A 25,857-nucleotide genomic window follows, 5' to 3' on the forward strand; every position below is an offset into this window, starting at 1 on the left:
GGGCCTCTTGTCTGACCGCTCAGGACATGTTTACTCAACAGCGTTGTTCAGGACGAGGCACCCGCTGCTTCCCTGCAACGCCAAGCCCCAAAAGTCGTAGCTCCGGCCAAGTGACACAAGGCGCAAGACGCGCAGCCAGGATCATACGACAATAATTACAAGGCTGACGTTAGGTACATGAGATCGTCCAAATCCCGTTCGCGGTCCAAATCGAGCCGCAGTCGTCCCTCTGGCGGAAACGTTGTCAACCGTGTGTTCGACAGCTCCGGTCCCGAGGGCAAGGTGCGTGGCACGCCGCAACAGATCATCGATAAATACAATCAGCTGGCCCGCGATGCGCAGCTCTCGAATGACCGTGTGGCGGCCGAGAACTTCCAGCAACATGCGGAGCATTACCTGCGTCTGTTGAGCGAAGCGCAGCGCGAGCAGGACCAGCGCCGCGAAGAGCAGGAGCGGCAGAACCGCGAACGCCAGGCCGAACGCGATCGCGAGCGCGCCGAACGGCAGGAACGCGAGTCCGGCGCCAAGCCCGCCAGCGACCCGGCCGAGGCGCCGCAGCCCGAGATCGGGGCGCCGGAACCGGCCCAGCCGGATCTGCCGGCGATGGAAGCTGTCGATCTCTCCGATGGCGAAAGCAGCGGCCTGGTCGAGACCCCGGAAGACAAGCCGAAGAAACCCGCCGCCCCGCGTAAACCGCGCAGCAGCACCGCGAAGAAGGCCCCGGCGGCGAAGAAACCGCCCACCAGCCGCAAGACCACCGCGAAGAAATCCGCCGATGCGGAGGAGCCGGCCGCGGCAGAACCGGCAGCGGACAGCGACAGCTCCCCCACCGCAGCGGAATAAACCCGCCGAGACAGGGGATCGCAGGATAGAAAAAGGCCGGGCAGGGGCGATCCCTCCCGGCCTTTTTCTGTTTCCGACGCTGCGGCTGTCGCGGTGGGTCCTAAGCCGGCTTCAGCGCCCGCGCCAGGGCGCAGAACTGTTCCAGCTCCACCTGTTCGGCGCGCTCTGTCGGGGCGATGCCGGCGGCGATCAGCCGGTCCTCGATATCGGGGGCCAGCCCCTTCAGCGCCGCGCGCAGCATCTTGCGCCGTTGGTTGAAGGCGGCGGCGACCACCCGCGACAGGGTGGCGGCATCGGCAGGATAACGCGGCTCCGGCAGCGCCTCCAGATGGACCACGGCGCTCGACACTTTCGGCGGCGGGGTGAAGGCGCCGGGCGGCAGGCTCATCACGATACGGGCCGAGGCGCGCCATTGCGCCAGGATCGCGAGCCGGCCATAGGCTTTCGATCCGGGGGCGGCGACGATGCGCTCGGCCACCTCGCGCTGGAACATCAGCGTCAGGCTCTGCCAGAACGGCGGCCAGTCCTTCGGCGTCAGCCAACGCACCAGCAGTTCCGTGCCGATGTTATAGGGCAGGTTGGCGGCGACCCGGATCGGCGGCGTCAGATGGGCCAACGGGTCGATCTCCAGCGCATCGCCGTTGATTACCTGCAGCCGGCCGGGATAGGCGGCCGCCACCTCCTCTAGCGCCGGGATGCAGCGGCTGTCCTTCTCGATGGCCAGCACATGGCGGGCGCCCTCGGCCAGCAGCCCGCGGGTCAGCCCGCCGGGGCCCGGCCCGATCTCCAGCACGTCGCAGGTGGCCAGGTCGCCGGCCTGCCGTGCGATCTTGGCTGTCAGGTTGAGATCAAGCAGGAAGTTCTGCCCCAGCGCCTTGCGCGCCGACAATCCGTGATCGGCGATCACCTGGCGCAGCGGCGGAAGCGTGTCGATGGCGCTCATGTCTTTTTCTGGCCCCAAATATCCCCGCCGGATTCGGAAACTCCGATCCCGGCGTCGAAACATGTCATGCCGTCGGTGGGAATATATCCAGCCGGAGAAAGGCCGCAGCTCATGCCCCGGCCCCCATTTTCCGGGCCAGCTTCAGGGCGGCGATCAGGCTGGCCGGATTGGCGATGCCCTTGCCGGCGATATCGAAGGCGGTGCCGTGATCGGGCGAGGTGCGCACGAAGGGCAGCCCCAGCGTCACATTCACCCCCTGATCGAAATCCAGGGTCTTGATCGGGATCAGCGCCTGATCGTGATACATGCAGATCGCCGCGTCATAGCGGGCGCGGGCGGCGGCATGGAACATCGTATCGGCGGGGTGCGGACCGCTGAGGGTAAAGCCGTCCTGCGCGATCTCGGCCAGCAGCGGCGCGATCCAGTCCAGTTCCTCCCGCCCCATGGCGCCGCCTTCGCCGGCATGGGGATTGAGACCGGCCACCGCGAGGCGCGGGCAGGCGATGCCGAAGCGCTGGCGCAGGTCGCGCGCGGTTATCTCGATGGTCTCGCGCAGGAGCGTCGGGGTCAGCCGTTTCGGCACCTCCGACAGGGCGATGTGGATGGTGGTGGGCACCACCCGCAGCCGGTCGGAGGCGAGCATCATCACCACCCGCTCGACCCCCGCCAGCGCGGCGAGGAATTCGGTATGGCCGGGATAGGCGAAGCCGGCGCCGTCGATCAGCGCCTTCTTGTGGATCGGTGCGGTGCAAACGGCGCTGGCCCGGCCCTGTTGCACCAGTTCCACCGCCTTTTCGATCGCCGCGATGGTGCCCCGGGCATTGGCCGGATCGGCCTGGCCGGGGGTGCAGGGGGCGGCGAAATCCAGTGGCAGCACCGGCAGCGCCCGGGCGGCGGCGGTGGCTGCCTTGGCCGGATCGTCGATCGTGGCCACAGGCGTGCCCTCGGGCAGGTGGCGCGGATCGCCGATCCAGACGAAGGGGCAATCGGCCCCCAGCGCCTGCCAGGCCTTGACCGCCAGTTCCGGGCCGATGCCGGCGGGTTCGCCGCAGCTCAGCGCGATGGGGGCGGTGGTCATTGGTCCTCGATCAGCGCGTCGGCCTTGAGCTGGGCCAGAAGGCTTTCGGCGTAGCTTTTCAGCCGCTGTTCCACCAGCCCCTGCGAGATCTGTTCGCGGGTGGCATCGGCGGCCACGTCGGCGGTTCGGCCGCAGAGCATCAGCAGCACCAGCGTCTGGCCGTTGTTGCGGGTCAGCGCGATGGAGGTTTCGCCCTTGTCGAGCTTGGATAGCTCCAGCGCCACGTCGCGCGGGATCTCGGCAGGTGCCACCGATTTGCGCTCCAGCACCTCGGGCGGCTGACCCTTGGCGACGCCATAGAGATCGTCACAGGTATCGACCCGGTTCAGCACCTGCTGCGCGGCGGCCAGACCTTCGGGGCCGCGGCCGCCTGGGATGTAATAGGCGGCATAGTCGATCTTGGCATAGCGCGGTTCGACCACGCTGCCTTCGCGCACGCCGCGCATCTGGAACAGCGCCACGGCATTGGGCAGCATCAGCGGGGTGGAGATCTCGCCCTTCTTCAGGCCGAGGATCACCGGCTGCAGCGCGCCCGGCAGCCGCGACAGCGGCATCCAGTCGAGCCGGCCGCCGTTGACGCGGCTGTTGCTGGCCGAATATTGCGCCGCCGCCGAGGAGAAGGCCTCATAGGTCTGCAAATCGGCTATATCGGCGGCCAGCGCGTCGACCTGGTCCAGCGTCTGCGGCGTCACCGGGATGATCACCTCCGACAGCAGCACCTGCAGGCCGCCACCGCGTCCGGCCTGACCCAGAGCGCGGTCGATTTCGGCCGGGGTGGGACGGGCGCGGGCGCCATAGCGGGTGCCGATATAGTCGCGCCACAGCAGGCTGGATTTGACGAAATCGCGCACGGTTTCCTGCGAAACGCCGCCCTGTTTCAGCGCCTGGATGAATTCATCGGTGGACATATTGGCGCGGCGGGCCATCTCGTCGATCCCGGCCTGCACGTCCTCGGGGGCGACGGTGACATCCAGCGTCTTTGCGGCCTGGGTTTTCAGGCGGTCCTCGATCAGCGCCTCACGCGCCAGCTTGACCTGATCGCCGGGCGCGTTCAGCAGCCGCAGCAGCTGGATCCGCTGTTCCAGTTCGAACTGGGTGACCACATCGCCGTTGACGGTGATCGCCGGGGCGAAAAGCCCCTGTGCCGCCACCGGGGCGGGGGCCAGCCCGGCCATCGGGACAAGCCCGAGGCTCGCCGCCAGGCAAATCGCACCGGTGCTCCGGCTCAGGGTGTGCAGCAGGGGGGTCAGGATTTTCCGCATGATCGCCTGTATTTCACTGTTCCGCTCTCCACGGCGAAGCCGCTGAGCGCGATGGTAAAGCCGAAATCGGTCGAAGGCTCAACACTCGAGGACGAGGTATAGCGCCGGTTGACCGAAAGGTCGACCGTTACGCATTCGTTGCGGTAGATCAGGCCGACACCCGCGTATGTGGCATTGTCCGAGGCGATGTCATAGCGCAGATTGGCGCTGGCGGTCCAATTCTGGGTCACCTGATAACTGCCGTCGAACCAGAGTTCGGAGAGATCCTCGCTGCGCCCCTCGGCGGTATCGGTGCCAAGCCAGAGGTAAGAGCCGCGCAGCGCGATGCGCTTGCCGGCCCAGTCGCCGCGCAGCTCCATCTTCGAGAAGCTGAAAGAATCGTCCAGCAGCCCGCGGGCGGTCAGCGCCAGCCCGGTCTGGGTCCTGAGCTGGCCGGCCAGCAGCACGTCGGAACTGCCGTCCGCCAGGCCGGAGGTGGTGGAGAAATTCGCATCCGCCGTGCCGCGGAACACCTGGGCCACGGTGGCGGCGGCCTGCCAGCCGGCGGGGGCGTAGCGGGCCCAGTTCACCCCCATCACCAGGGTGGTGCCATCCTCGCGCGCGTCGCCCGAGGGGAAGCGCGACAGCGACAGCAGGTTGCCCTGGTCGAATTCGACGAAGCGGCTTTCGTCGATCGGCGCGGCGGGACCGTTCACATCGGTCCAGCCGAGCTGCATCAGCGGTTCCAGGAAATGCGTCACCCCGCCGCTGTTGGTCAGCGTCATCGGATAGCGCAGCGTCAGAGCCGCCCGTGGCGTGGTGCGGGTGATCTCGTTGCCGTAGGTGGTGTCGTCGGAGATGTTGAAGCGGTCGGCGGAGAACCCCATGCGCCAGTCGGCGCGCAGCCCGTTGTTGAAGATCCAGCTGCGTCGCCATTCCGCGTCGGCGGTGATCCGGGCGACATCGCGGCCGGTGATATTGGCGGGCGAGGTGCGCTGATAGGCGCGGCTGTCCAGCCCCAGCCGCAATTCGCCGCCCAGGGCCTGCGGGAACAGCCGGTGCTGATAGGAGAAATCGGCGATCCGGGTGGGGATCAGCGCCTCGTCCTCGCCGTCGCGCAGCGAATCGTAATGGATCGCCGCGGCACGCAGCAGGCTGTCGCGGGTGGCGCGGCTCAGCTCCACCTGGCTGCGCAGCCGGTCGTAATCGTGCAGCCCGTAATCGACCAGATAGGCGTTGTCCGAGGCGGTCTTGAGATCGAAGTTCAGCTTGAACCGGTTGCCGAGGTCGAATTCGCCGGTGGCGAACATATAGCCGCGCGATTCATCGGGCAGCAGATCGTCCCGGGTATAGGCGCCCTCGACCTCGATCCGGCCGTGGCGGAAGGCCTGACGATAGCGCAGCCCCAGCGTTTCGGTCTTGGGCGAGAGATAGGGGGTGACCGTCAGGTCGCGGCTGTCGCCGATCCGGAAGAAATAGGGCACCTTGATCCCGGTGCCGAGCTGCGAGGTGGTGCGGATCGACGGGATCAGGAAGCCGGTGGCGCGATCCAGCGACGGATCGGGCAGCCGCATCGCCGGGAAATAGAACACCGGCACATCGAGCACGCGAAGCTGCGCGCCCTTGAAATAGAGCTGCCGCTCCTGCTGGTCGTGGGTCACGCTCTGGGCGCGGATCTGCCACAGCGGCGGCCGGCCGTCGCCGCAGACATGGCAGGAGGTCACGGTGGTCTTGTAAAGCTGGGTATAGCGGCCGCCGACCCGCATCATCTGCAGCGACGCCAGCTGGACCTGCTGGTCGAAGACCATGCGCGCGCCCTGCAACAGCCCGTTCTGCAATTCGCGGTCCAGCTCGGCGGCATCGGCCAGAACCGTCATGTTGTCGCCCTGATCGATGCGGATCGGGCCTTCGATGTCGAGCCGGCCGGTTTCGCGGTCGAAGGTGATCTTCGAGGCCGACAGCCGGGTGTCGCCCTGGAAGGCCTCGACATGGCCTTCGGCTACCAGCCGCCGTTCCGGGGTGATGAAGACGCTGTCGGCCACCAGCATGGCCGGCGTCACCTCGGTTTCGCTGGCGATGGCCGGTGCCGGTGGCAGGCTCTGCGCCGCGAGCCGCGCCGGCAGCGCCGGGCTCAGGGCCGCGATCAGGGCCAGCGGGATCAGTCCGTTCAGGTTCATCCGTCCTCCGCATGCAGAAGCAGGCCGAGAGAGAGAAACAGCGCCGCCAGCGGTGGCGCCCAGGCCGAAAGCGCCACGGGGATCTGGCCGTTCTCTCCCAGGATTTGCGCGAAGTTGCGCACGAAGTAGAGCGCGAAGCCCAGCAGCACCGCGGTTAGCACGGCGCCGCCGGTGCCGCCGAAGCGGGTGTGGCGCATGGTGAAGGCAGCACCGACCAGCACCATGGCCACCAGAAACAGCGGCCGCGCCAGCGCGACCTGATACCAGACCCGGTGCCGGCGGGTGGAAAACCCGGCCTGATCCAGTTGGCGGATGGTCGCCGGCAGTTCGTAGATCGACACGCCAGACGGCCGGCCCAGGCTTTCGCGGATGCGGTTGCGGGTCAGCGTGGTGGAGATCCGCATGGTGTCATGCTCCACGGCGGATCCTTCGGGATTGGTGCCGGCGCTCAACGGCCAGACCTTGGCCTTGGTCAGGACCCAGGCGTCGGGCTCCAGCTGGGCCTTGTCTGCCAGGATGCGGCGCACCGGGATGCCGTCGGGGGAATAGGTCAGGATCGTCACGCCGAAAAGCGTGGCGGCATCGGCGCCGTGGCTGTCGGCATGGATTACCGATTGGCCGCGGGCGCTGCCCTGCCGCAGCCACAGCCCTTCGCCCGAGACCGACAGGATCGAGGCGCCGTTCTGGCCGCGGAACTGTTCCGAGAGCGTCGCATAGCGTTTCGAGGTCGCCGCCACGATCGGGTTCAGCAGTGCCACCGCCAGCACCCCGATCACCACCGCCACCACCGAGGGCGCGGCCAGCGCCCGGATGCCGGAGCGGCCGGTGGCGCGGGTCACCACCAGTTCCGAGCTGCGGGCCAGGCTGACGAAAAGCACCACCGCCGACAGGATCATGATCAGAGGGAGAATTTCGCTCATCGCGCCGGGGGCGTTCAGCAGCGACAGATGCAGCAGCTGTCCCAGGCTCACGTCCAGCCCTTCGAACCGGCGCAACTGTTCGATCAGGTCGATCAGCATCATCAGGGCCAGGAAAATGCCCCCGATCATGCCGAACGCCTGCAGAAAACGCCGGGCAAAGTAGCGGTCGAGGATCATCCGCGCCGCCCCGGGACCGGTGCGGAGATATGCGGATGGCCCGGATGGGCGGCCGGCGGGAATGCCGGCACAACAGGCAGCAGAATCGACCGGACGCGGCCGAAATCACGTGTAGGCACTGCAATCCCCCCGGAGCGGCCTTGGTCTTTCGGCGGACCTTAATGCAATTGTCTGGCGGGGAAAACTGCTATCTGGTCAAGCGCGGGCCACCGCGCTACCCATGGGAGGAGCTTTCGAAAAGCAACTGATATCGCAGGAGAACCATATGTCATCGCTGACCCCGATCCGCTTCGCCGACCTCGATCTGGACCGTCTGGCCGAGGCCCCGGGCCGCGTCGCGGTGGTTCTGCCGCCCGAAGGCACCCTGGATCCCGCCGCACGCCGCATCAACCGTCTGACCCGGGGTGCGCTCAAGCGGCTGGTGGAGAGCGAGCGCTTCGCCAAGATGAAGAGCGGCGAGGTCGTCAGCCTGGCCTGGCCCGCTGGCGTCGCCGCCGAGGCCGTCGATGTGCTGGTGCTGTCGAAACGCGCCACCGCGGTGGAGGCGCGCAAGGCCGGTGCCGCCCTGGCTGCCGCCGCCGGCACCGCGGCGCTGCTGCTGGCCGCCGGTAGTCATCGTCGCGCGGCGGAGCTGGCGATGGGCATCGCCCTGCGCCGCTACCGCTTCACCGCCCACAAGACCGGCGAGGCGGCGGCGGAGCGTTTCGGCGAGGTGACGCTTATGGTGCGCGATGGCGCTGCGACCGAGGCCGAGGCGACCGCCGCGCTCGCCGTCGCCGAAGGCGTGCATCTGACCCGCGATCTGATCAACGAACCCTCCAACGTGCTGACCACCACCGAATTCGCCCTCCGGCTGGAAGAGCTGCGGGCGCTCGGATTGGAGGTCGAGGTGCTGGAGGAACCAGCGCTGGAAGAGCTCGGCATGCGCACGCTGCTGAGCGTCGGTCAGGGCTCCGCCAGCCCGTCCAAGGTGGTGGTGATGCAGTGGAAAGGCGGCGAAGAGGGCGCGGCGCCGCTGGCACTGGTCGGCAAGGGGGTGGTCTTCGACACTGGCGGCATCAGCCTGAAGCCCGCCGGCGGAATGGAAGACATGACCATGGACATGGGCGGTGCGGGCACCGTGGCGGGCACCATGAAGGCGCTGGCGCTGCGCAAGGCGCGGGCCAATGTCGTGGGCCTGGTCGGGCTGGTGGAGAACATGCCCTCCGGCGAGGCGACGCGCCCCGGCGATGTCGTCACCTCGATGAAAGGCGACACGGTGGAGATCATCAATACCGATGCCGAAGGGCGGCTGGTGCTCTGTGATGTGCTCTGGTACGCGCAGGAGCGCTTCGCCCCGGCCGGGGTGATCGACCTTGCGACGCTGACCGGGGCGATCATCATCGGGCTCGGTCATCAGAACGCCGGCGTGTTCTCCAACGACGATACCCTGTGCAACGGCTTTCTCAAGGCGGCGGAGGCCGAGGGCGAGGGCGCCTGGCGGATGCCGCTGGGGGCGGCCTATGACCGGCAGCTGAAGTCACGGATCGCCGACATGAAGAACGTCGGCGGCCGGCCGGCCGGGTCGATCACCGCGGCGCAGTTCCTGCAGCGCTTCATCAAGGAGGGCACGCCTTGGATTCACCTCGACATCGCCGGGGTGGCCTCGGTCAAGGAATCCACCGCCTTCGCGCCTGCCGGGGCCACCGGCTGGGGGGTGATGGCGCTGGATCGCCTGGTGCGGGACCGGTTCGAGGCAGAGTGACCTGATGGGGGCTGCGGTCTTCTACCATCTGACCCGGCGCCCGGTGGAGGTGGCGCTGCCGCAGCTGCTGGAGAAGGCGCGGGGCGCCGGCTGGCGCATCGTGGTGCGCGGCACCGACCCCGGGCGGATGGACTGGCTGGACGAGAAGCTGTGGCTGGGCCCCGAAGAGGGGTTCCTGCCGCACGGGGTGGCCGGCGGCGCCCATGACGCCGATCAGCCGATCCTGCTGACCGTGGGGGCGGGGCCGGCGGCCAACGATCCGGCCTGCCTGATGACGCTGGACGGGGCTGAAGTGACACCGGAAGAGGTGCAGGCGCTGGAACGGGTCTGCATCCTGTTCGACGGGCTCGACGAGGAGGCGCTGCAGCGGGCGCGGGCGCAGTGGAAGGCGCTGACCGCGGCGGGATGTTCGGCACAATACTGGTCGGAAGAGTCCGGGCGCTGGGAGAAGAAGGCAGAGCGCTGAGCCTGTCCGGTCGTGGCAGGGGGCGCTGCCCCCGTCTCCTGCGGAGACTCCCCCGGGATATTTAAGGCCAGAAAAAGGGGGCGTGAGCGGCGCAGGGGCAAACGGTCCAGTGGCCCGTTTTGAGCCGCGCCCGGGCGGCGCTCCGGGGGGGCACGGGAGACGAACGCACCGGTGGACCGTTCCGCCGGAAAACGCGCTCCCCGCGCGGTTGCTGGTTCGTCTTGCTCCGACGCGAAACGGACGCGCGCCGGGACCCGGCGGTTCGGGATCGGCCTCTCCCGAGGGGGGCTCGGATCGCGTCAGGTCTTCCGCGACCGTGCGCTGCCCTCGTCTGGTTCTCGGGTGCGCTCTCGAAGGCGCGCGGTTCTGCCCCGGGCTTTCCCGGTCAGCGTTCCAGCACCAGCGTGCCGCGCGCGATCTCGATCCGGCCCCAGCGGTCGAGATAGGTCATGCCGAGCAGCGACTGATCCATCTCGCCGTCATTGACCCAGCCGCGCACCTTGCGATCCTCGACCGGGCCGAGCGAGATACGGTCGATCCGCACCGGCGCGGTGCGCACCTTGCCGTTGGCGGTGCTGGCGCGGGTGGTGAAGGCGAGATCGGCGGCAGCGATACCGGCGCGTTCGGCATCCTTGCGGCTGAGCACGACGCCGGTGGCACCGGTGTCGATCATGAATTTCACCGGCGCGTCGTTGACCAGCAGCGTCAGGTAGAAATGGCCATCGGGGGCGCGGGGCACCTCGATCCGGCCTTCGGTCGCCACGGCGGCGCGGCCGGGCAGAACCTCGCGGCGGATATCGTCCCAGAGCCCGACGGCGGCGATCACGCCGATGAAGATCAACGCCCAGCCGGCGGCCTGCTGCAGGGTGCGGCCCAGGGACAGCCGGTTGTGCATGACCAGCCAGAGGATCAGAACCACCCCGAGCAGGCCCAGATAGGCCAGGTTGCCGATATCCCAAGTATCCATCGCCGAAATCCAGTTGTGCCTGATCAGATATGTAGGGCGGGGCGGGGCCGGATGCCAGATCCGGGGGGCGGGTGGCAAAACGCGACAGGCCCGGGACGGTCCCGGGCCTGTCGGAAGTGCGGGATCGGATGCGGCCGGATCAGCCGGCGACCGATGCCTCGAAGATCGCCTCGACCGTGCCGGCCAGGGTGCCGTCGAAGTCGGTGGCCGATTGCTGTGCGCTCAGCCCCTCGGTCAGGGCGCGCGAGAAGGAGGCGATCATGCCGGTGTTCTTCGACAGCCGGTCGTTGGCCTCGGCCCGCGAATAGCCGCCCGACAGGGCCACCACGCAGAGCACCTGCGGATGATCGACCAGCGGTTTGTAGAGGTTGGCCTTTTCCGGCAGGGTCAGCTTCAGCATGACCTTCTGATCGGGCTCCAGCGCGTCGAGGTGCGCCTTGATCTCGGCCAGCAGGATCTCCTCGGCCTCGGCCTTGTCGGCGATGGAGATGGTCACTTCCGGTTCGATGATCGGGGTCAGGCCGTAGGAGAGGATCTTCTTGCCGATCTCGAACTGCTGGTCGACCACGGCCTTGATGCCGCTGGGCGAGGCGGCGTCGATGACCGAGCGCATCTTGGTGCCGAAGATGCCCTTGGCGACGGCCTTTTCCAGCAGCGCGTCCAGGTCGGGCATCGGCTTCATCAGCTTGACGCCGTCGACATCATCGGCCAGCCCCTTGTCGACCTTCAGGAAGGGGACGACGCCGCGTTCTTCCCACAGGTAGGTGGCGGTGGGGATGCCGTCGATCTCGCGGTCCATGGTCATCTCGAACAGGATGGCACCGATGATCTTCTCGCCGGTGAAGGCGGGGGATTTGATGATGCGCGAGCGCATCTCGTGGATCAGGTCGAACATCTCCGCCTCGGAGCCATAGGCATCCTCCTCGACGCCATAGAGCTTGAGCGCCTTGGGCGTGGAGCCGCCGCTTTGGTCGAGGGCGGCGATGAAGCCTTTGGCTGCACGGATCTGTTCGGTTTGCTTTTGTTTCGACATATGGATTTCCGCCCAAATTGACTGTGGTTCAGGTGAGGTGGGACAACCGGCCCCTTGTCCCCGTGCATAGGCAACAGGCCCGGGGGTTGCAATCTCGTTAGCGATAACTCGGCGGCGATCCGCGGCGGCGGCGCCGGGCGGGGGCAGCGGCTGGGCACTGCCCCCGGGGTCTGTCTCGGTCCGGTACCCCGGTCGGTCCGGCTCAGGCCGGTTCAGGCCGGTTGCAGCGCCGCGACGCCGGGCAGTTCCTTGCCCTCCATCCATTCGAGGAAGGCACCGCCGGCGGTGGAGATATAGGTGAAATCGGCGCCGGCGCCGGCCTGGTTCAGCGCCGCGACGGTATCGCCGCCACCGGCGACCGAGATCAGCGCCCCGGCGCGGGTCAGTGCGGCGGCCTTCTGGGCGGCGGCATTGGTGGCGGCATCGAAGGGGTCGATCTCGAAGGCTCCCATCGGGCCGTTCCAGATCAGCGTCTTGGCCTCTTCCAGCACCTTGGTGATCTCGGCCACGGTGGCCGGGCCGGCATCGAGGATCATCGCATCGGCGGGGCAGGCGTCGGCGGCCACGGTCTCATGCGCGGCGCCGGCCTTGAACTCGCGCGCCACGACCACATCGCTGGGCAGCAGGATATGGCAGCCGGTCTCCGTTGCCTTGGCGAGGATCCGCCGCGCGGTGTCGAGCATCTCGGTCTCGCAGAGCGATTTGCCGACGTCGATTCCCTGGGCGGCGAGGAAGGTATTGGCCATGCCGCCGCCGATGATCAGGTGATCGACCTTCTCGATCAGGTTTTCCAGCAGCGCCAGCTTGGTTGAGACCTTGGCGCCGCCGACCACGGCGACCAGCGGGCGTTCGGGCTCTCCTAGCGCGGCTTCCAGCGCCTCGAGCTCGGCCTGCATCAGCCGGCCGGCGCAGGAGGGCATCAGCTGCGCCACGCCCTCGGTCGAGGCATGGGCGCGGTGGGCGGCGGAGAAGGCATCGTTGCAGAAGACATCGCCGAGCTCGGCCAGTTCGGCGGCCAGGCCCGGGCAGTTCTCTTCCTCGCCGGGATGGAACCGGGTGTTTTCCAGGATCAGCAACGCGCCGGCATCCAGCGCGGCCACGGCGGCGCGGGCGGCGGGGCCGCGACAGTCGGCGCAGAAGGCCACCGGCAGATCGAAGGCCTGTTCCAGCGCCGGGATCAGATGCAGCAGCGACATCTCCGGTACATGCTTGCCCTTGGGACGGCCGAAATGGGCCAGAAGGATGGGTTTGCCCCCGGCTTTCAGGATATCCTGCAGCGTCGGGGTCAGCCGGCGGATCCTCGTGTCGTCGGTGACGGTGCCGTCTTCGATGGGCACGTTGATATCGACCCGGACCAGCACGCGTTTGCCGTCCAGCTCCATGTCATCCAGTGTATTCCAGCGCATCTCACATCCCAAAATAGGTTGGTTGTAATCCCGGGTTGTTTCCCTGCATTTGACCGCTTCGTCAATGCGTCACTTGGCTTTCGCGCCCGTCGCGCTTAGGTATCGGGACAAATGCTTATCGAGGAGCGAAAAATGGCCGAAATCAAGGATCCCGAAAACACCATCCTGATGGAACTTAAGGATGGCACCGTGGTGATCGAACTCCTGCCCGACGTGGCACCGGAGCACAGCGCGCGGATGAAGGAACTGGCGCGCGCCGGCGCCTATGACAACGTCGCCTTTCACCGGGTGATCGATGGCTTCATGGCGCAGACCGGCGACGTGAAGAACGGCAATATGGAGAAGGACTTCAACCTGCGCATGGCCGGCACCGGCGGTTCCGACCTGCCGGATCTGCCGGCGGAATTCTCCCGCCTGCCGCATGACCGTGGCACCCTGGGCGCGGCGCGCAGCCAGAACCCGAATTCGGCGAATTCGCAGTTCTTCATCAACTTCAAGGACAACCATTTCCTGAACGGTCAGTACACCGTCTACGGCCGGGTGATTTCGGGCATGGACTTCGTCGATGCGATCCTGCGCGGCGAGCCGCCGGCGCAGCCCGACCGCATGATCAGCGTCAAGGTCGCCGCGGATGTCGCCGATGCGTAAGCTGGCGCTCTCCGCCGTTCTGGCGGCGCTGGTCGCGGGACCGGCGCTGGCCACCGAGCTGACCATCGAGGTCGAGGGCGAGGGTGCCAATGGCACCATCGTCATCGACATGGCCGACGATGTCGCGCCCAACCATGTGGCCCAGATCGCCCGGCTGGCGAAAGAGGGGGCCTATGACGGCGTCGTCTTTCACCGGGTGATCGACGGCTTCATGGCGCAAACCGGCGATGTGCAGTTCGGCAAGCTGGGCGGCGATATGCGCCGTGCCGGCATGGGCGGCTCGGAGCTGCCCGACCTGAAGGCGGAGTTCTCGGATGTGCCGTTCGAACGCGGTGTCGTCGGCATGGCGCGGGCGCAGAACCCCGACAGCGCCAATTCGCAGTTCTTCATCATGTTCGCCCCGGGCCCCTTCCTGAATGGCCAGTACACGGTGGTTGGCCATGTGGTGAAAGGCATGGACGTGGTCGACAAGATCAAGCGCGGCAAGGGCCAGAACGGCGCCGTGATCGGTCAGCCCGACGTGATGAAGAAAGTCACGGTGAGCGAATGAACCCCGCCGGGGCCACCGGTTATGCGCCGCTCGACGTGCTCAAGCCGGTGGCCCCGGACATCAGTGACGATATCTGGCTGATCGACGGCCCGGCGATCAGCTTCTACCATCTGCCGTTCCCGACCCGGTCGACGGTGATCCGGCTGGCAGATGGCGGGCTCTGGGTGCATTCGCCGATCCGGCTGACCGATCCGCTGCGCGCGGCGATCGAGGCGCTGGGGCCGGTCCGGCATCTGGTGGCGCCCAACTGGATTCACTATGCCTTTGTCGCAGAATGGCAGGCGGCCTTTCCGCAGGCGGAAAGCTGGGCCGCGCCGGGGGTGACGGAGCGCGCCCGGTCGCGTGGCATGTCCCTGCGGTTCGATCATCTGCTGGGGGATGAGGCGCCGGAGGCCTGGGCCGGGCAGATCGACCAGCTGGTGGTCAAGGGCAGCCGCGTGCACCGCGAGGCGGTGTTTTTCCACCGCGCCAGCCGCAGCCTGATCCTGACCGACCTGATCGAGAACTTCGAGACCCGCAAGCTGCCCTGGTGGATGCGCCCGCTGGTCCGGCTGGCCGGGATCAGCGCACCGCACGGGCATATGCCGCCGGATATGCGCGCCACCTTCGACAAGGCGGCCCTGGGCGGCTCGATCCGGACAATGCTGGACTGGGGGCCGGAGCGGCTGATCCTGGCCCATGGCGCCTGGTATCGCGACAATGCCGCGGCAGAGCTGCGCCGCGCCTTCCGGTCGGCGCTGCGCTGATCTGGCGCGGCCCGCGTTCCGATCTTTCCGACCCGCAAAGAAAAAGCGCCCCGGGCGGGGCGCTTCGACAGCTTGGGACAATCACGGGGCTCAGCCGTCCCGGGATCAGATGTCCCTAGATCAGGCGTCGGTAGCCGGTGCCGCCGGCTTCGGCGCGGGTTTTGCCCCGGCGCTGAGCGGATCGTCCTGGCGCTGCACGGAGCCTTCGAAATGGGCGCCGCTCTCGATCGCGATGGTCTTGTGGATGATGTCGCCTTCCACCCGGGCGGTGGAGGTCAGCCGGACCTTAAGCCCGCGCACCCGACCGACGATCCGGCCGTTGATCACCACGTCATCGGCGGAGACTTCGCCCTTGATGGTGGCGGTTTCGCCGACGGTCAGCAGGTGGGCGCGGATGTCGCCCTCGACGGTGCCCTCCACCTGGATATCGCCGGTGGTCTTCAGGTTGCCGCTGACATGCAGGTCCGAGGACAGCACCGATGCCGGCGGTTTCGCCTTCGGTGCGGTGGATTTGAAGTCGCTCGGAGCCGGAGCGGCCGGAGCGGTCGTCTGAGCCGAGGAGCTCGACGTCTCGGACGATTTGGAGCCGGGTTCGTTGATTTTGCTCTTAGAAAACATTTCTCGCAGCCTTGATGTATGTCATGGGATTCACCGGCCTTCCGTTCACCCGGACTTCGTAATGCAGATGGGTGCCGGTGGACCGTCCGGAGTTACCCATATCAGCAATGTAGTCCCCGCGCGAGACCCTTTGGCCGACCTTCACATGCATGCGGGAGGTATGGGCGTAACGGGTCTCGATCCCGAAGGCATGTTGAATTGTCACCACCCGCCCGTAACCGGACATCCAGCCGGCCCGGGTGACGACACCATCCGCGGTGGCGTAGATCTTGGTGCCGTAGGGGCCGGCGAAATCGGCGCCGTTATGCATGCGCCGGCCGCCGGTCTTGGGATCGCGGCGATAGCCGAAGGGGCTGGTGAAACGGACGGAGGCATGGACCGGCTTGGCGAAGGGCGCCTTTTGCGCCGCCAGCCGGTAGAGGTTCAGCTGATCCATCTGGAACAGGATCTTGCTGGCGCGCAACTCGTCGGCGGAGGGTTCCGCCCCACGGGTGGAAAAGGTGATCGGGGTCAGCGGACCGCCCTGACCGTCATAGCCGCGGCGGACCTGCTCCAGAATGCGGTCGGGCGCCATGCCGGCCTGGCGGAACATCTTGTCCAGCGGCTCGACCGAGATCGCCATCGCCTCTTCCAGCTGGCGGAAAATCTGATCGTTGCGCTCGCGCATCAGGTCGAGCTCGAGCTCGAGAGAGTCGCGGTCCTCCAGCGCGGCATGGGCGTCGGCGCGGATCTGGTCGCGCTCACGGGCCACGTCGCTGAGCGCGGCGGTCATGAAATCCATCTGCGCCGCGGCCATCGGGGCGGAGGTCAGCGTCGACTGGCTGCTGCTCTCGGCCTTCAGCGCGGCCAGTGCCTTGCGTGCGGTTTCGCGGTCGCGCATGGTCTGGCGCAGGGTGGTCTGGATCACCTCGATCCCGGTCTCCAGCTCGCTCCGGCGGGTTTCCGAGGCCAGAAGCTCCGACTGCATCGCCGAAATCTGCCGCAGCGCGCTGTTGAACCGGGCCTGGGCGGCCAGCGCCTCTTCGGCGCGGGCGTCGCGTTCGGCGGAAAGCTGGTTCAGCCGGGTCTGGTACAGCCGCTGGTCGCGTTTGGCCTGATCGCGGAAGTTCCCGGAGCCGATGCTGTCCATCATCAGGATGGCGCTGGCGATGATCGCCCAGGCGACGATGACGCTGGCACCACCGAGCGCGATCAGCTGGGTGCCCGGTCGCAGCCGGATGAACCGGGTGTCGCTGTCGGATTTCAGAAAGACACGGCGTTCGGGGAACATCCGTGCCAGCAGTGAATGCACTTTGATTGCGAGTCTTGTGCGCAAACCGTCGTCCTTGTCCCATCCCCGGGGCGCAGTGCCCGGCAACCGCCCCAGAGGGGCGGTCGATCCCATGGCCCGAGTGCATAGCCGCCGCCTGTGGATTGGGCAAGTTTGTTGACGTGACTGAGCCGGAACCGGGGCGGGATATGGCCGAATGGGCGAAAATCCGCCGACTTCAAGGGCTTGGCGTTCACCCGGCGTTTACCTCCGGTGGCGCGCCCGGGCAGAGGCTCAGCCCGCGGGGCTGGCCTTGGGCGGGATCTGATCGGCCAGCGGCCAGTAGAAATCCGGCGGCAGCCCGGCCTCGGCGCGCTTTTCCTCGTTGAACGGCGGCTTCAGCGCGCCGTGGAAATATTTGCGCACCAAAGCGTGAAACACCTCCTTGGGGTCGGCGTTTTCCCGGCCGCAGAGGAAATGGAACCACTTCGAACCATAGGCGACATGGCCGACTTCCTCGGCATAGATGGTTTCCAGTGCCTTCACCGCCTGGTCGTTTTGCGCTTTGCGGAAAATGCCGATCATGCCGGGGGTGACATCGAGGCCGCGCGCCTCCAGCACCATCGGCACCACGGCAAGCCGGCCCATCAGATCCTCTGCGGTATCCTCGGCAGCCCGCCACATGCCGGCATGGGCGGGCAGGGCGCCGTAATGGCTGCCGAGGCTTTCGAGACAATCGCAGACCAGGTTGAAATGCTTGCTCTCCTCATCGGCCGATTTCACCCAGTCGTCATAGAACCCCGGTGGCATCGGCACATGGCCGAAGCGGGCGATGATGTCCCAGTGCAGATCGACGGCGTTCAGCTCGATATGCGCGACCGCGTGCAGCAGCGCGATCCGTCCGGCCGGAGATCCGGGCTTGCGCTTGGGCACGTCGCGTGGCGACAGCAGCTCGGGCGCGTTGGGGCGCGCCGGATGCAGCGGCGGCGTGGCGGTGCCCACGGCCATCGGGGTGGCTCCCTCTGCGCGGGAGGCGAACCAGGCTGCGGCATGGGCGCGCGACAGGGCGGTCTTTTCGCGGCCGTCGGCGGTGCGCAGCACCTCCTCGGCACGCTGGGCGAGGGTCAGGGGGGCGGACATCGGGGATACTCTGATCGGAAGACGCGGGTCGGAAGGGCGCTGGTCGGGAGGAGTGGGCGGCGCCGCGGGCGCCACCCCTGAGAGGCGGGGGGAACCCGGGGCTCAGCCGGCCAGTTCTTTGACGGTGTCCAGCACCGCCTCGACATGGCCGGGGACCTTCACCTTGCGCCACAGGCCGGCGATCTTGCCTTCGGTGTCGATCACGAAGGTCGAGCGTTCGATCCCCATGGACTTGCGGCCGTACATGTTCTTTTCGACCCAGACGCCATAGGCCTCGCAGACCTTGCCGTCCTCATCCGACAGCAGCGGCACGGTCAGACCGTGCTTGGCGACGAATTTGTCGTGCTTGGCAACGGTGTCGCGGGAGATGCCGAAGACCTGGGCGCCGGCATCGGCGAAGGCTTGCAATTGCTCGGAAAAGCCGATGGATTCCTTGGTGCAGCCCGGGGTATCATCGCGCGGGTAGAAATAGAGCACGACGAGACTGCCGCGCAGGCCCGACAGGCTCACTTCGCCGCCGCCATCGCGGGGCAGGGTGAAATCGGGGGCGGTGTCGGACAGAACGGGCGATTGATCGGGCATCGGGCATCTCCGCTGAAACATGACTGAACTGATGGGTTCCATAATAGGCCGCCGCAGGCAACCGGAAACCCCGGACCCCGTGGCACGGACGGGGCGGTGCGGTGACGCGGCCTGATCCGGTGCGACCGGACCGGGAGACCGGGGAGCCGTCGCGGCGCCGGCTGCATCACGTGCGCCGGGCCGGGGTCTGGACCCTGCGCGGTACGCTGGTCGCGGTGATCTTCGGCGGGCTGGCGATCTATCTGATCGTCGGCACCAGCCTGCACCCGCCGCATTGGATGCGTGACCGGGTCGAGGCGCGGATCGAACGCAGCCTGAATGGTCTGCAGATCAGCTTCGGCGATATCGAGATGGTGATCCGCAAGGGCTGGCGGCCGCGACTGCGGCTGCGCGATGTGGTGCTGTCGGATCCTGACGGCCAGGTGGTGGCGCAGTTGTCCAATGCCGAGGCGAGCCTGGCGCTCAGGCCGCTTCTGCGCGGGCAGGTGCAGCCCAAGCGGATCGCGCTGAGCGGATTGCGCGGCGTGCTCCGGCGCGACAAGGACGGCGCGCTGAGCCTGATGCTGGCCGGTGAAAGCGCCAGAACCCGCACCGCCCAAAGCCTGTCGGAACTGATCGCGGGCTGGACCGGGACGCTGGCCAATCCGCAGCTGGCGGCGCTGGTCTCGGTCGATATCGACGCGGTCACCCTGCGCTATGAGGACGGGCGCAGCGGCAAGGTCTGGACCCTGGACGACGGCCAGCTGCGGCTGGACCGGACCGGGGAGGAACTGCGCATCGCCTCCAGCATCGCGGTGCTGAGCGGGCGCGATTACGCCAGCACGATGGAGGCGAACTATACCACCCGGATCGGTGCCAAGAGCGCCGATTTCGGTGTTTCGGTCCGCGACGTCGCCGCCACCGATATCGCGTCTCAGATCGTGGCGCTGGCCTGGCTCGATGTGCTGCAGGCGCCGATCTCCGGGGCGTTGCGCGGCAGTGTCGACGACACCGGCGTGCTCGGCCCGCTGTCGGCGACGCTGCAGATCGGTCCGGGTGCGTTGCAGCCGAACCAGGCGACCCGGCCGATCCGGTTCTCGGATGCGCGCAGCTATTTCACCTATCGTCCGGATACGCAGGAACTGATCTTCGACGAATTGTCGGTGGACAGCGCCTGGGGCAGGTCCTCCGGCGAGGGGCGGGCGCAGCTCGACGGTATCGATCAGGGCCGGCTGACCGGGCTGGTCGGGCAGTTCACCGTCAACCGCATGGAGATCAACCCCGCCGGGCTGTATCCGACGCCGCTGCGGCTGGACAGCGCGCTGATGGATTTCCGGTTGGAGCTGAACCCGTTCCGGGTCACGCTCGGGCAGATGTATGTCTCCGACGGGCAGAGCGGCGTGCATCTCTCCGGGCAGCTGGAGGCTGGCGGCAGCGGTTGGCGGCTGGCCGTCGATGGCGCCGTCGACAAGATGAGCCCGGAGCGGCTCTTGGCGCTCTGGCCGGCGACGGTGGCGCCGAAGCCGCGCGCCTGGGTCGAGGAGAATATCCTGGCCGGGGATATGTCCGACATCGACCTGGCGCTGCGGCTGACGGAGGGCGAGGCGCCCGAGATCTACGGCGATTTCGAATTCACCGGCGGCAAGGTGCGCTACAACCGCTTTCTGCCGCTGGCCGAGGATGTCACCGGGCAGGTCACGCTGGAGCGTAACCGGTTTGTCGTCAGCGCCGACAGCGGCCGGATCACGCCGGAGCAGGGCGGACCGATGGAGATCGCCGGAACCTCCTTCATCATTCCCGATATCGGGGTGCGGCCCGATACGCCGGCGGTGCTGAACCTGCGCAGCCAGGGCACCATCACGTCGGTGATGTCGGTGCTGGCCGGGCCGCCGATCCGCGCCTTGCGCGACACCACGCTGCCGGTCGACATGGCACAGGGCAGCGCCGCGGTCGAGGGGCGGCTGGCGTTTCCGATGAAGAAGGACGCGCAATACGAGGAGATGCGCTTTTTCGCCCGCGGCCTGTTGCAGGAGGTCAGCAGCGACGTGCTGGTGCCGGGGCAGCATGTCTCGGCCACCGCGCTGTGGCTGGAGACCGACCAGGACCATGTGCAGCTTTCCGGCACCGCCCATATCGGCGATCTGCCGGTGGTGCTGCGCTGGCAGCAGGCGCTGGGGCCGGGGGCGGCGAAGACCAGCCGGGTGGAGGGGCAGGTGGAGCTGTCGCAGAAGCTGCTCGACACCTTCGGGATCGGACTGCCCAAGGGTAGCGTCAGCGGTCAGGGCACCGGCCGCTTCGGGCTCGATCTGGGCGGTGGGGCGCTGCCGCATCTGACGCTGCGCTCCGATCTGCGCGGCGTCGGTCTGGCGATCCCGCCGCTGGGCTGGAGCAAGCCCGCCGCCGCCAGCGGGGCGTTCACGCTGGAGGGCGAGCTGGGCGAGCGGCCCAGGGTCGACCGCATGACCCTGCAGGCGGCCGGACTTGAGGCCACAGGCAGCCTGACCACCCGCGCCGACGGTACGCTGGACCGGGCCCGGTTCCCCACCGTCACGCTCGGCAACTGGCTGAGCGGCGCGGTCGATCTGGTCGGCCGTGGCAAGGCGGCCCCCGATATCAACGTGCTGTCGGGGCGGCTGGACCTGCAGGGGGCGCAATTCGGCAGCAGTGGCGGCGCGACGGGCGGCAGCAGCGCGCTGAACGTGGCGCTGGATCGGCTGCAGATCAGCGACGGGCTGGCGCTGACCGATTTTCGCGGCGCCTTCACCACCACCGGCGGGCTGCAGGGCAATTTCACCGGTCGGCTCAACGGCCAGACCGCGGTGTCCGGCAGCCTGCAGCCGAAGGGCGCGCGCAGCGTCATTACCGTCACCTCTGAGGACGGCGGCGGTGTGTTCCGCTCCGCCGGGGTTCTCGATCAGGCGCATGGCGGTGCCTTTTCGCTGGTGCTGACCCCGGTGGGTGAGGCGGAAGGGTATTACGACGGGCACCTGAAGGTCACCGGCACCCGGGTGAAGGACGCCCCCGCCATCGCCGCGCTGCTGAATGCGGTGAGCGTGGTGGGGCTGCTGGACGAGATGTCGGGGCAGGGTATCCAGTTCTCCGAGGTGGAGGCGCGGTTCCGGCTGGAACCCGACCGGCTGGTGGTGCTGGAAAGCAGCGCGGTCGGCCCCTCCATCGGCCTGTCGATGGATGGCTACTACGATCTGAAGAATGCCAGGCTGAACATGCGCGGGGTGATCTCTCCGGTCTATATGATCAATGCCATCGGCAGCCTGCTGACGCGCAAGGGCGAGGGGATGATCGGCTTCAATTACACCCTGACCGGACCGGCCTCCGACCCTTCGGTTCAGGTCAATCCGCTGAGCGGTCTGGCCCCGGCGATGCTGCGCGATCTGTTTCGCGGCGAACGTCCCACGGTGGAGGCCGCGCCGGAGGAGACGCCGGGGACGACCGGCGATCAGCCCGATACCGCCCCCGTGCCGCCGGAGCCGTCGCCAGAGCGGTTCAGGCCACATGGCGGCGACCGGTGAAGCCCATGGTCAATCCCTGACGAGAGGCCTATAGCGCGCCCCATGAAACTGAGCGATTTCGATTTCGACCTGCCCGAGTCCCTGATTGCCACCCGTCCCGCCCATCCGCGCAGCTCTGCCCGGTTGCTGGTGGCCGAGGGGGGAACGATCCACGATGCCCATGTCTTCGATCTGCCGGGCTGGTTGCGGCCCGGCGACCGGCTGGTCCTGAACGACACGCGGGTGATCCCGGCGCGGCTGAGCGGGCTGCGCCATCGCAGCGGCGCCCAGGGCGAGACGGCGGCGCGGATCGAGGCGACGCTGCTGGAACCGCGCGCCGATGGCAGCTGGGCAGCACTGCTGAAACCGCTGAAGAAGATCCGCGCCGGCGAGGAGATCGTGTTTTCCGAAAGGCTCTCTGCCACGCTGGAGGGCGTTGCGGAAGGGCAGGGCCATCTGCGCTTCAACCTGACGGGGGAGGATTTCGACGCCGCCCTGGCAGAGGCCGGTGCCATGCCGCTGCCGCCTTATATCGCCGCCAAGCGGCCGGCGGACGAGCAGGATAAGACCGATTACCAGACCGTCTGGGCCCGCACCTCGGGCGCGGTGGCGGCGCCCACCGCGTCGCTGCATTTCGATGAACCGCTGCTGGCGCGGCTGCGCGACATGGGGGTCGGGATCACCTTCGTCACGCTGCATGTGGGAGCCGGAACCTTCCTGCCGGTGAAGGTCGAGGATGTGACCACCCACAAGATGCATGCCGAATGGGGCGAGGTGACCCCCGAGGCCGCCGCCGAGATCGCGGCCTCCCGGGCTGCCGGCGGCCGCATCGTGCCGGTCGGCACCACGGCGCTGCGGCTGATCGAAAGCGCGGCGCGGGCCAGTGGCGCCATCGCGCCCTGGCGGGGAGAGACAGACATCTTCATCTACCCCGGGTTCGACTTCCGGGTGACCGACGCGCTGATGACCAATTTCCATTTGCCCAAATCCACCCTGCTGATGCTGGTGTCCGCCCTGATGGGGCAGCAGAGCATCCGCGACATCTATGCGCACGCGGTGGCGGAGGGGTATCGCTTTTTCTCCTATGGCGATGCCTCGCTGCTGATCCCACCGGCCTCTGCGCAACGGTTGCACGATCCGGACCCCCTGGGGTAGGCATCGGATCGGGCGCGCGGCGCAAAAGCGACCCGTCACGTCGCAGGCAGAACGGACGCCCTGCCGGGGCGACGCCTAGCACGGGATGAAGGGCGGCAGGGCGCGAAGGCCTGGCGGAACGAAACACGGGTGACAGACGGAGGCCCCGATGCATCAAGTTCTCTCCAGCGCCTGGGCGCTGCTTCTCGGCATGGGCATGCTGATGATCGGCAACGGCCTGCAGGGCACGTTGCTGGGTGTGCGCGGTGAGATCGAAGGGTTCTCGACCTTTCAGATGTCGGTGGTGATGTCGGCCTATTTCCTCGGCTTCCTCGGCGGTTCCCGCATGGCGCCGGAGATGATCCGGCGGGTCGGTCACGTCCGGGTGTTCGCTGCGCTGGCTTCTTTCATCTCGGCGGTGATGATCCTTTATCCGACCTTCGCGCATCCGATTGCCTGGGCGCTGGGCCGGGTGGTGATCGGCTTCTGTTTCTCCGGCGTGTATGTGACCGCGGAGAGCTGGCTGAACAACGCCTCGAACAACGAGAACCGCGGCAAGGCGCTGTCGCTCTACATGATCGTCCAGATGGCCGGGATCGTGGTGGCGCAGGCAATGATGCTGCTGGGAGATCCGGCTGGCTATGACACCTTCGTCCTGGCCTCGGTGCTGGTGTCGATCTCCTTCGCGCCGATCCTGCTGTCGATCAGCCCGACGCCGGCCTTCGCCACCACCAAGCCGATGAGCCTGAAGAAGCTGATGCAGACCTCGCCGCTGGGCTGCGTCGGCATGTTCCTGATGGGAGGCGTCTTTGCCGCGCAATTCGGGATGAGCGCGGTCTATGGCGCCCGGGTCGGGCTGACCGTGGCCGAGATTTCCGGCTTCGTCGCCACCTTCTATGTCGGCGCGGTGCTGCTGCAATATCCGCTGGGCTGGCTGTCGGACCGGATGGACCGGCGGATCCTGATCCTGCTGGTGGCGGCCGGTGGCGGCTTCGGCGCGGTGCTGGGCATGGCGCTGGGGGGCGTCTACGGCTTCCTGCTGGTCGCCGCCTTCGTGATCGGTGGCATGACCAACCCGCTCTATTCGCTGCTGATCGCCTATACCAACGATTATCTCGAGCATGACGACATGGCGGCCGCCTCCGGCGGGCTGATCTTCATCAACGGGCTCGGCGCCGTCGCCGGGCCGCTGGTGACCGGCTGGCTGATGGGCGACGATGTCTTCGGCGCGCCGGGCTTCTTCCTGGTGATGGCGGCGCTGCTGTTCCTGCTGGCGGCCTACGCTCTCTATCGCATGACCCAGCGCCCCTCGGTGCCGGTGGAAGAGACCGGGACCTATGCGCCGATGTCGCCATCCTCGACGCCGGTCGCCGTCGAGGTGGCCCAGGAATACGCCATCGAGGCCGAGCAGGATGCGCAGGATGATGCCGAAGCGGCCTGAAACAACACGGAATGTTGCCGATGTCGTATTTTGTGACTGTTCTGTGACGACAAGCTGTGTCCAGAATATGGGACAGACCTCAGAAACAGCCCCTCGGAGGAGGAGGAGCCATGGAGACGCCCGCAGAAATTCTCAAATTCTGGCTCGATGACGCCGGTCCGGCGAAATGGTATTTGCAGGACGATGGCTTCGACGAAGACATCCGCACGCGGTTCTTCGACACCTGGGAGGGGGCGCGCGCCGGGCGCTTTTCGCTCTGGCTGACCTATCCCAGCGGCATGCTGGCCTATATCATCCTCACCGATCAGTTTCCCCGCAACATGTTCCGGGGGGACAGCCGGTCCTATGCCACCGACCGCGCCGCGCTGGCCGCGGCCAAGGTGGCGATTTCCAAGGGCTGGGACATGAAGATCGACGAGCCGGCGCGGCAGTTCTTCTATCTGCCGCTGATGCATTCGGAGAGCCTGTGTGATCAGGACCGCTGCGTCCGGCTGATGCTGGAGCGGATGCCCGAGACCGGCGCCAGCAACATGCTGCACGCGCGTGCCCATCGCGAGGTGATCCGCAGCTTTGGCCGGTTCCCCTATCGCAATGCGGCGCTGAACCGGCCCGCTACCCGGCAGGAAGAGGCCTATCTCTCCGCCGGCGGCTATGGCGAGACGGTGCGGGCGCTGCAGGCGGCGGGCTGAGGTCCGGGCCTCAGTTCCCGCTCTGCCCGGGCTGCGGACAGCTGCGCCAGGCGTCGGCCCGGTCCATGAACCGGTCGACGCCGGTTTCCACCGCGCGATCCATCATCCGGGTCGGCATGTTGGCCAGCGTGGTCAGCCGGGTCTGGGCGACCTCCATCCGCGCATCCAGTGTCGCGAGCCGCTGATCCAGCCGCAACAGGGCTGCGGGGCGATCCTCGGTCTCGTCCCATTCCAGCCGGGCGAGGGTGGCGCGCAGATCCTCCAGTTCCTGGTTCAGGGTTCTCAGATCGTCGCGCAGCGGCCCGACGATCTGTTCGGTGCCGACGAAATCCTCCATCACCGATCGCGCCGTGCCCGAGGCCTTCCAGAACAGGAAGAGACAGACCGCCGCCAGGATCAGGGTCGCGTTGAGCAGGGCAAGCAGAAGGTCTTTGAGGATTCGGGCCATGGTACTCTCTTAAAATCGAAAAGACTTGGTCGCCTCCCGGTGGGCGGGATGGGCGGAGGATTGTCGGAATGGTTTCAGATCGCGGGGGCAAGGGGAAGAAAAATCAGCCGCCCCGCCGGGTAAGGCGTT

Annotated in this window: 23 protein-coding genes; 10 read left to right on the forward strand and 13 right to left on the reverse strand. The window is 67.4% G+C overall.

Annotated elements, in window-relative coordinates:
* Window positions 1-177: 177 nt before the first annotated feature.
* On the forward strand, window positions 178-843 hold the full coding sequence (locus QO033_RS01760; RefSeq protein WP_284479195.1) for a DUF4167 domain-containing protein: 666 nt from the start codon (window positions 178-180) through the stop codon (window positions 841-843).
* 100 nt (window positions 844-943) lie between these two features.
* Here QO033_RS01760 and rsmA read toward each other — a convergent pair whose 3' ends face one another.
* The 5 genes from rsmA to lptG all read right to left on the reverse strand — a co-directional run bounded on the left by rsmA (window position 944) and on the right by lptG (window position 7,379).
* Entirely contained in the window at window positions 944-1,786 is an 843-nt protein-coding gene (gene rsmA, locus QO033_RS01765; RefSeq protein WP_284479196.1) for a 16S rRNA (adenine(1518)-N(6)/adenine(1519)-N(6))-dimethyltransferase RsmA, read from the reverse strand.
* Window positions 1,787-1,895: 109 nt separating this feature from the next.
* On the reverse strand, window positions 1,896-2,864 hold the full coding sequence (gene pdxA, locus QO033_RS01770) for a 4-hydroxythreonine-4-phosphate dehydrogenase PdxA (RefSeq protein ID WP_284479197.1): 969 nt from the start codon (window positions 2,862-2,864) through the stop codon (window positions 1,896-1,898).
* A complete protein-coding gene (locus QO033_RS01775; protein WP_284479198.1) occupies window positions 2,861-4,126 on the reverse strand; it encodes a peptidylprolyl isomerase in 1,266 nt (421 codons plus the stop codon). The genes pdxA and QO033_RS01775 overlap by 4 nt, the downstream gene beginning before the upstream one ends.
* Window positions 4,111-6,282, reverse strand: coding sequence for an LPS-assembly protein LptD (locus QO033_RS01780; protein ID WP_284479199.1), 2,172 nt, complete (start codon window positions 6,280-6,282; stop codon window positions 4,111-4,113). Before QO033_RS01780 ends, QO033_RS01775 begins: the two co-directional genes overlap by 16 nt.
* Window positions 6,279-7,379, reverse strand: a complete 1,101-nt coding sequence (gene lptG / locus QO033_RS01785; RefSeq protein WP_284479200.1) for an LPS export ABC transporter permease LptG — start codon at window positions 7,377-7,379, stop codon at window positions 6,279-6,281. The genes QO033_RS01780 and lptG overlap by 4 nt, the downstream gene beginning before the upstream one ends.
* A 265-nt stretch (window positions 7,380-7,644) precedes the next feature.
* Between lptG and QO033_RS01790 the strand changes: the two genes are divergently transcribed.
* Together QO033_RS01790 and QO033_RS01795 are read left to right on the forward strand one after the other, a co-directional pair.
* On the forward strand, window positions 7,645-9,123 hold the full coding sequence (locus QO033_RS01790; protein WP_284479201.1) for a leucyl aminopeptidase: 1,479 nt from the start codon (window positions 7,645-7,647) through the stop codon (window positions 9,121-9,123).
* Between the two features lie 4 nt (window positions 9,124-9,127).
* Complete coding sequence (locus QO033_RS01795) at window positions 9,128-9,589, forward strand: DNA polymerase III subunit chi (protein WP_284479202.1); 462 nt, start codon at window positions 9,128-9,130, stop codon at window positions 9,587-9,589.
* A gap of 385 nt (window positions 9,590-9,974) precedes the next feature.
* On the opposite strand, the gene QO033_RS01800 is transcribed toward QO033_RS01795, so the two are convergent.
* The 3 genes from QO033_RS01800 to QO033_RS01810 form a co-directional block, all read right to left on the reverse strand.
* Window positions 9,975-10,556 (reverse strand): retropepsin-like aspartic protease family protein, encoded by a 582-nt coding sequence (locus tag QO033_RS01800; RefSeq protein WP_284479203.1) that lies wholly within the window; start codon window positions 10,554-10,556, stop codon window positions 9,975-9,977.
* 139 nt (window positions 10,557-10,695) lie between these two features.
* Entirely contained in the window at window positions 10,696-11,589 is an 894-nt protein-coding gene (locus QO033_RS01805; protein WP_284479204.1) for a fructose bisphosphate aldolase, read from the reverse strand.
* 212 nt (window positions 11,590-11,801) lie between these two features.
* The gene (locus QO033_RS01810; RefSeq protein WP_284479205.1) at window positions 11,802-12,995 is read right to left on the reverse strand and encodes a phosphoglycerate kinase; all 1,194 of its coding nucleotides are present in this window, start codon (window positions 12,993-12,995) and stop codon (window positions 11,802-11,804) included.
* Between the two features lie 132 nt (window positions 12,996-13,127).
* Here QO033_RS01810 and QO033_RS01815 point away from each other — a divergent pair, with 132 nt between their 5' ends.
* From QO033_RS01815 to QO033_RS01825, 3 genes are read left to right on the forward strand one after another with little or no spacing between them, the layout of a single operon-like run.
* Entirely contained in the window at window positions 13,128-13,643 is a 516-nt protein-coding gene (locus QO033_RS01815; RefSeq protein ID WP_284479206.1) for a peptidylprolyl isomerase, read from the forward strand.
* On the forward strand, window positions 13,636-14,193 hold the full coding sequence (locus QO033_RS01820; RefSeq protein WP_284479376.1) for a peptidylprolyl isomerase: 558 nt from the start codon (window positions 13,636-13,638) through the stop codon (window positions 14,191-14,193). Before QO033_RS01815 ends, QO033_RS01820 begins: the two co-directional genes overlap by 8 nt.
* Window positions 14,190-14,939: a DUF4336 domain-containing protein gene (locus tag QO033_RS01825; protein WP_284479207.1), complete on the forward strand. Its 750-nt coding sequence runs from the start codon at window positions 14,190-14,192 to the stop codon at window positions 14,937-14,939. Before QO033_RS01820 ends, QO033_RS01825 begins: the two co-directional genes overlap by 4 nt.
* A 120-nt stretch (window positions 14,940-15,059) precedes the next feature.
* Here the strand turns inward: QO033_RS01825 and QO033_RS01830 are convergent, their stop codons facing one another.
* From QO033_RS01830 to QO033_RS01845, 4 genes are all read right to left on the reverse strand, one after another.
* A complete protein-coding gene (locus tag QO033_RS01830) occupies window positions 15,060-15,557 on the reverse strand; it encodes a bactofilin family protein (protein ID WP_284479208.1) in 498 nt (165 codons plus the stop codon).
* Window positions 15,547-16,872, reverse strand: a complete 1,326-nt coding sequence (locus QO033_RS01835) for a M23 family metallopeptidase (protein ID WP_284479209.1) — start codon at window positions 16,870-16,872, stop codon at window positions 15,547-15,549. Before QO033_RS01835 ends, QO033_RS01830 begins: the two co-directional genes overlap by 11 nt.
* Before the next feature lie 228 nt (window positions 16,873-17,100).
* Complete coding sequence (locus QO033_RS01840; protein WP_284479210.1) at window positions 17,101-17,946, reverse strand: ferritin-like domain-containing protein; 846 nt, start codon at window positions 17,944-17,946, stop codon at window positions 17,101-17,103.
* A 102-nt stretch (window positions 17,947-18,048) separates the two neighbouring features.
* A complete protein-coding gene (locus QO033_RS01845) occupies window positions 18,049-18,528 on the reverse strand; it encodes a peroxiredoxin (protein WP_284479211.1) in 480 nt (159 codons plus the stop codon).
* A 101-nt stretch (window positions 18,529-18,629) separates the two neighbouring features.
* Here QO033_RS01845 and QO033_RS01850 point away from each other — a divergent pair, with 101 nt between their 5' ends.
* The 4 genes from QO033_RS01850 (at window position 18,630) to QO033_RS01865 (ending at window position 25,280) form a co-directional block, all read left to right on the forward strand.
* Window positions 18,630-22,037 (forward strand): AsmA family protein, encoded by a 3,408-nt coding sequence (locus tag QO033_RS01850; RefSeq protein ID WP_284479212.1) that lies wholly within the window; start codon window positions 18,630-18,632, stop codon window positions 22,035-22,037.
* A gap of 42 nt (window positions 22,038-22,079) precedes the next feature.
* Window positions 22,080-23,171, forward strand: a complete 1,092-nt coding sequence (gene queA / locus QO033_RS01855; protein ID WP_284479213.1) for a tRNA preQ1(34) S-adenosylmethionine ribosyltransferase-isomerase QueA — start codon at window positions 22,080-22,082, stop codon at window positions 23,169-23,171.
* A gap of 148 nt (window positions 23,172-23,319) precedes the next feature.
* On the forward strand, window positions 23,320-24,591 hold the full coding sequence (locus tag QO033_RS01860) for an MFS transporter (protein ID WP_284479214.1): 1,272 nt from the start codon (window positions 23,320-23,322) through the stop codon (window positions 24,589-24,591).
* 110 nt (window positions 24,592-24,701) lie between these two features.
* The gene (locus QO033_RS01865; RefSeq protein ID WP_284479215.1) at window positions 24,702-25,280 is read left to right on the forward strand and encodes a DUF924 family protein; all 579 of its coding nucleotides are present in this window, start codon (window positions 24,702-24,704) and stop codon (window positions 25,278-25,280) included.
* Between the two features lie 10 nt (window positions 25,281-25,290).
* Here QO033_RS01865 and QO033_RS01870 read toward each other — a convergent pair whose 3' ends face one another.
* Window positions 25,291-25,728 carry a hypothetical protein gene (locus tag QO033_RS01870; protein WP_284479216.1) on the reverse strand — a complete coding sequence of 146 codons (438 nt, stop codon included), beginning with the start codon at window positions 25,726-25,728 and terminating at the stop codon, window positions 25,291-25,293.
* Window positions 25,729-25,857: the final 129 nt, after the last annotated feature.

Origin of the sequence: Pseudodonghicola flavimaris (genome assembly GCF_030164425.1) — a bacterium.
Lineage (GTDB): Bacteria > Pseudomonadota > Alphaproteobacteria > Rhodobacterales > Rhodobacteraceae > Pseudodonghicola > Pseudodonghicola flavimaris.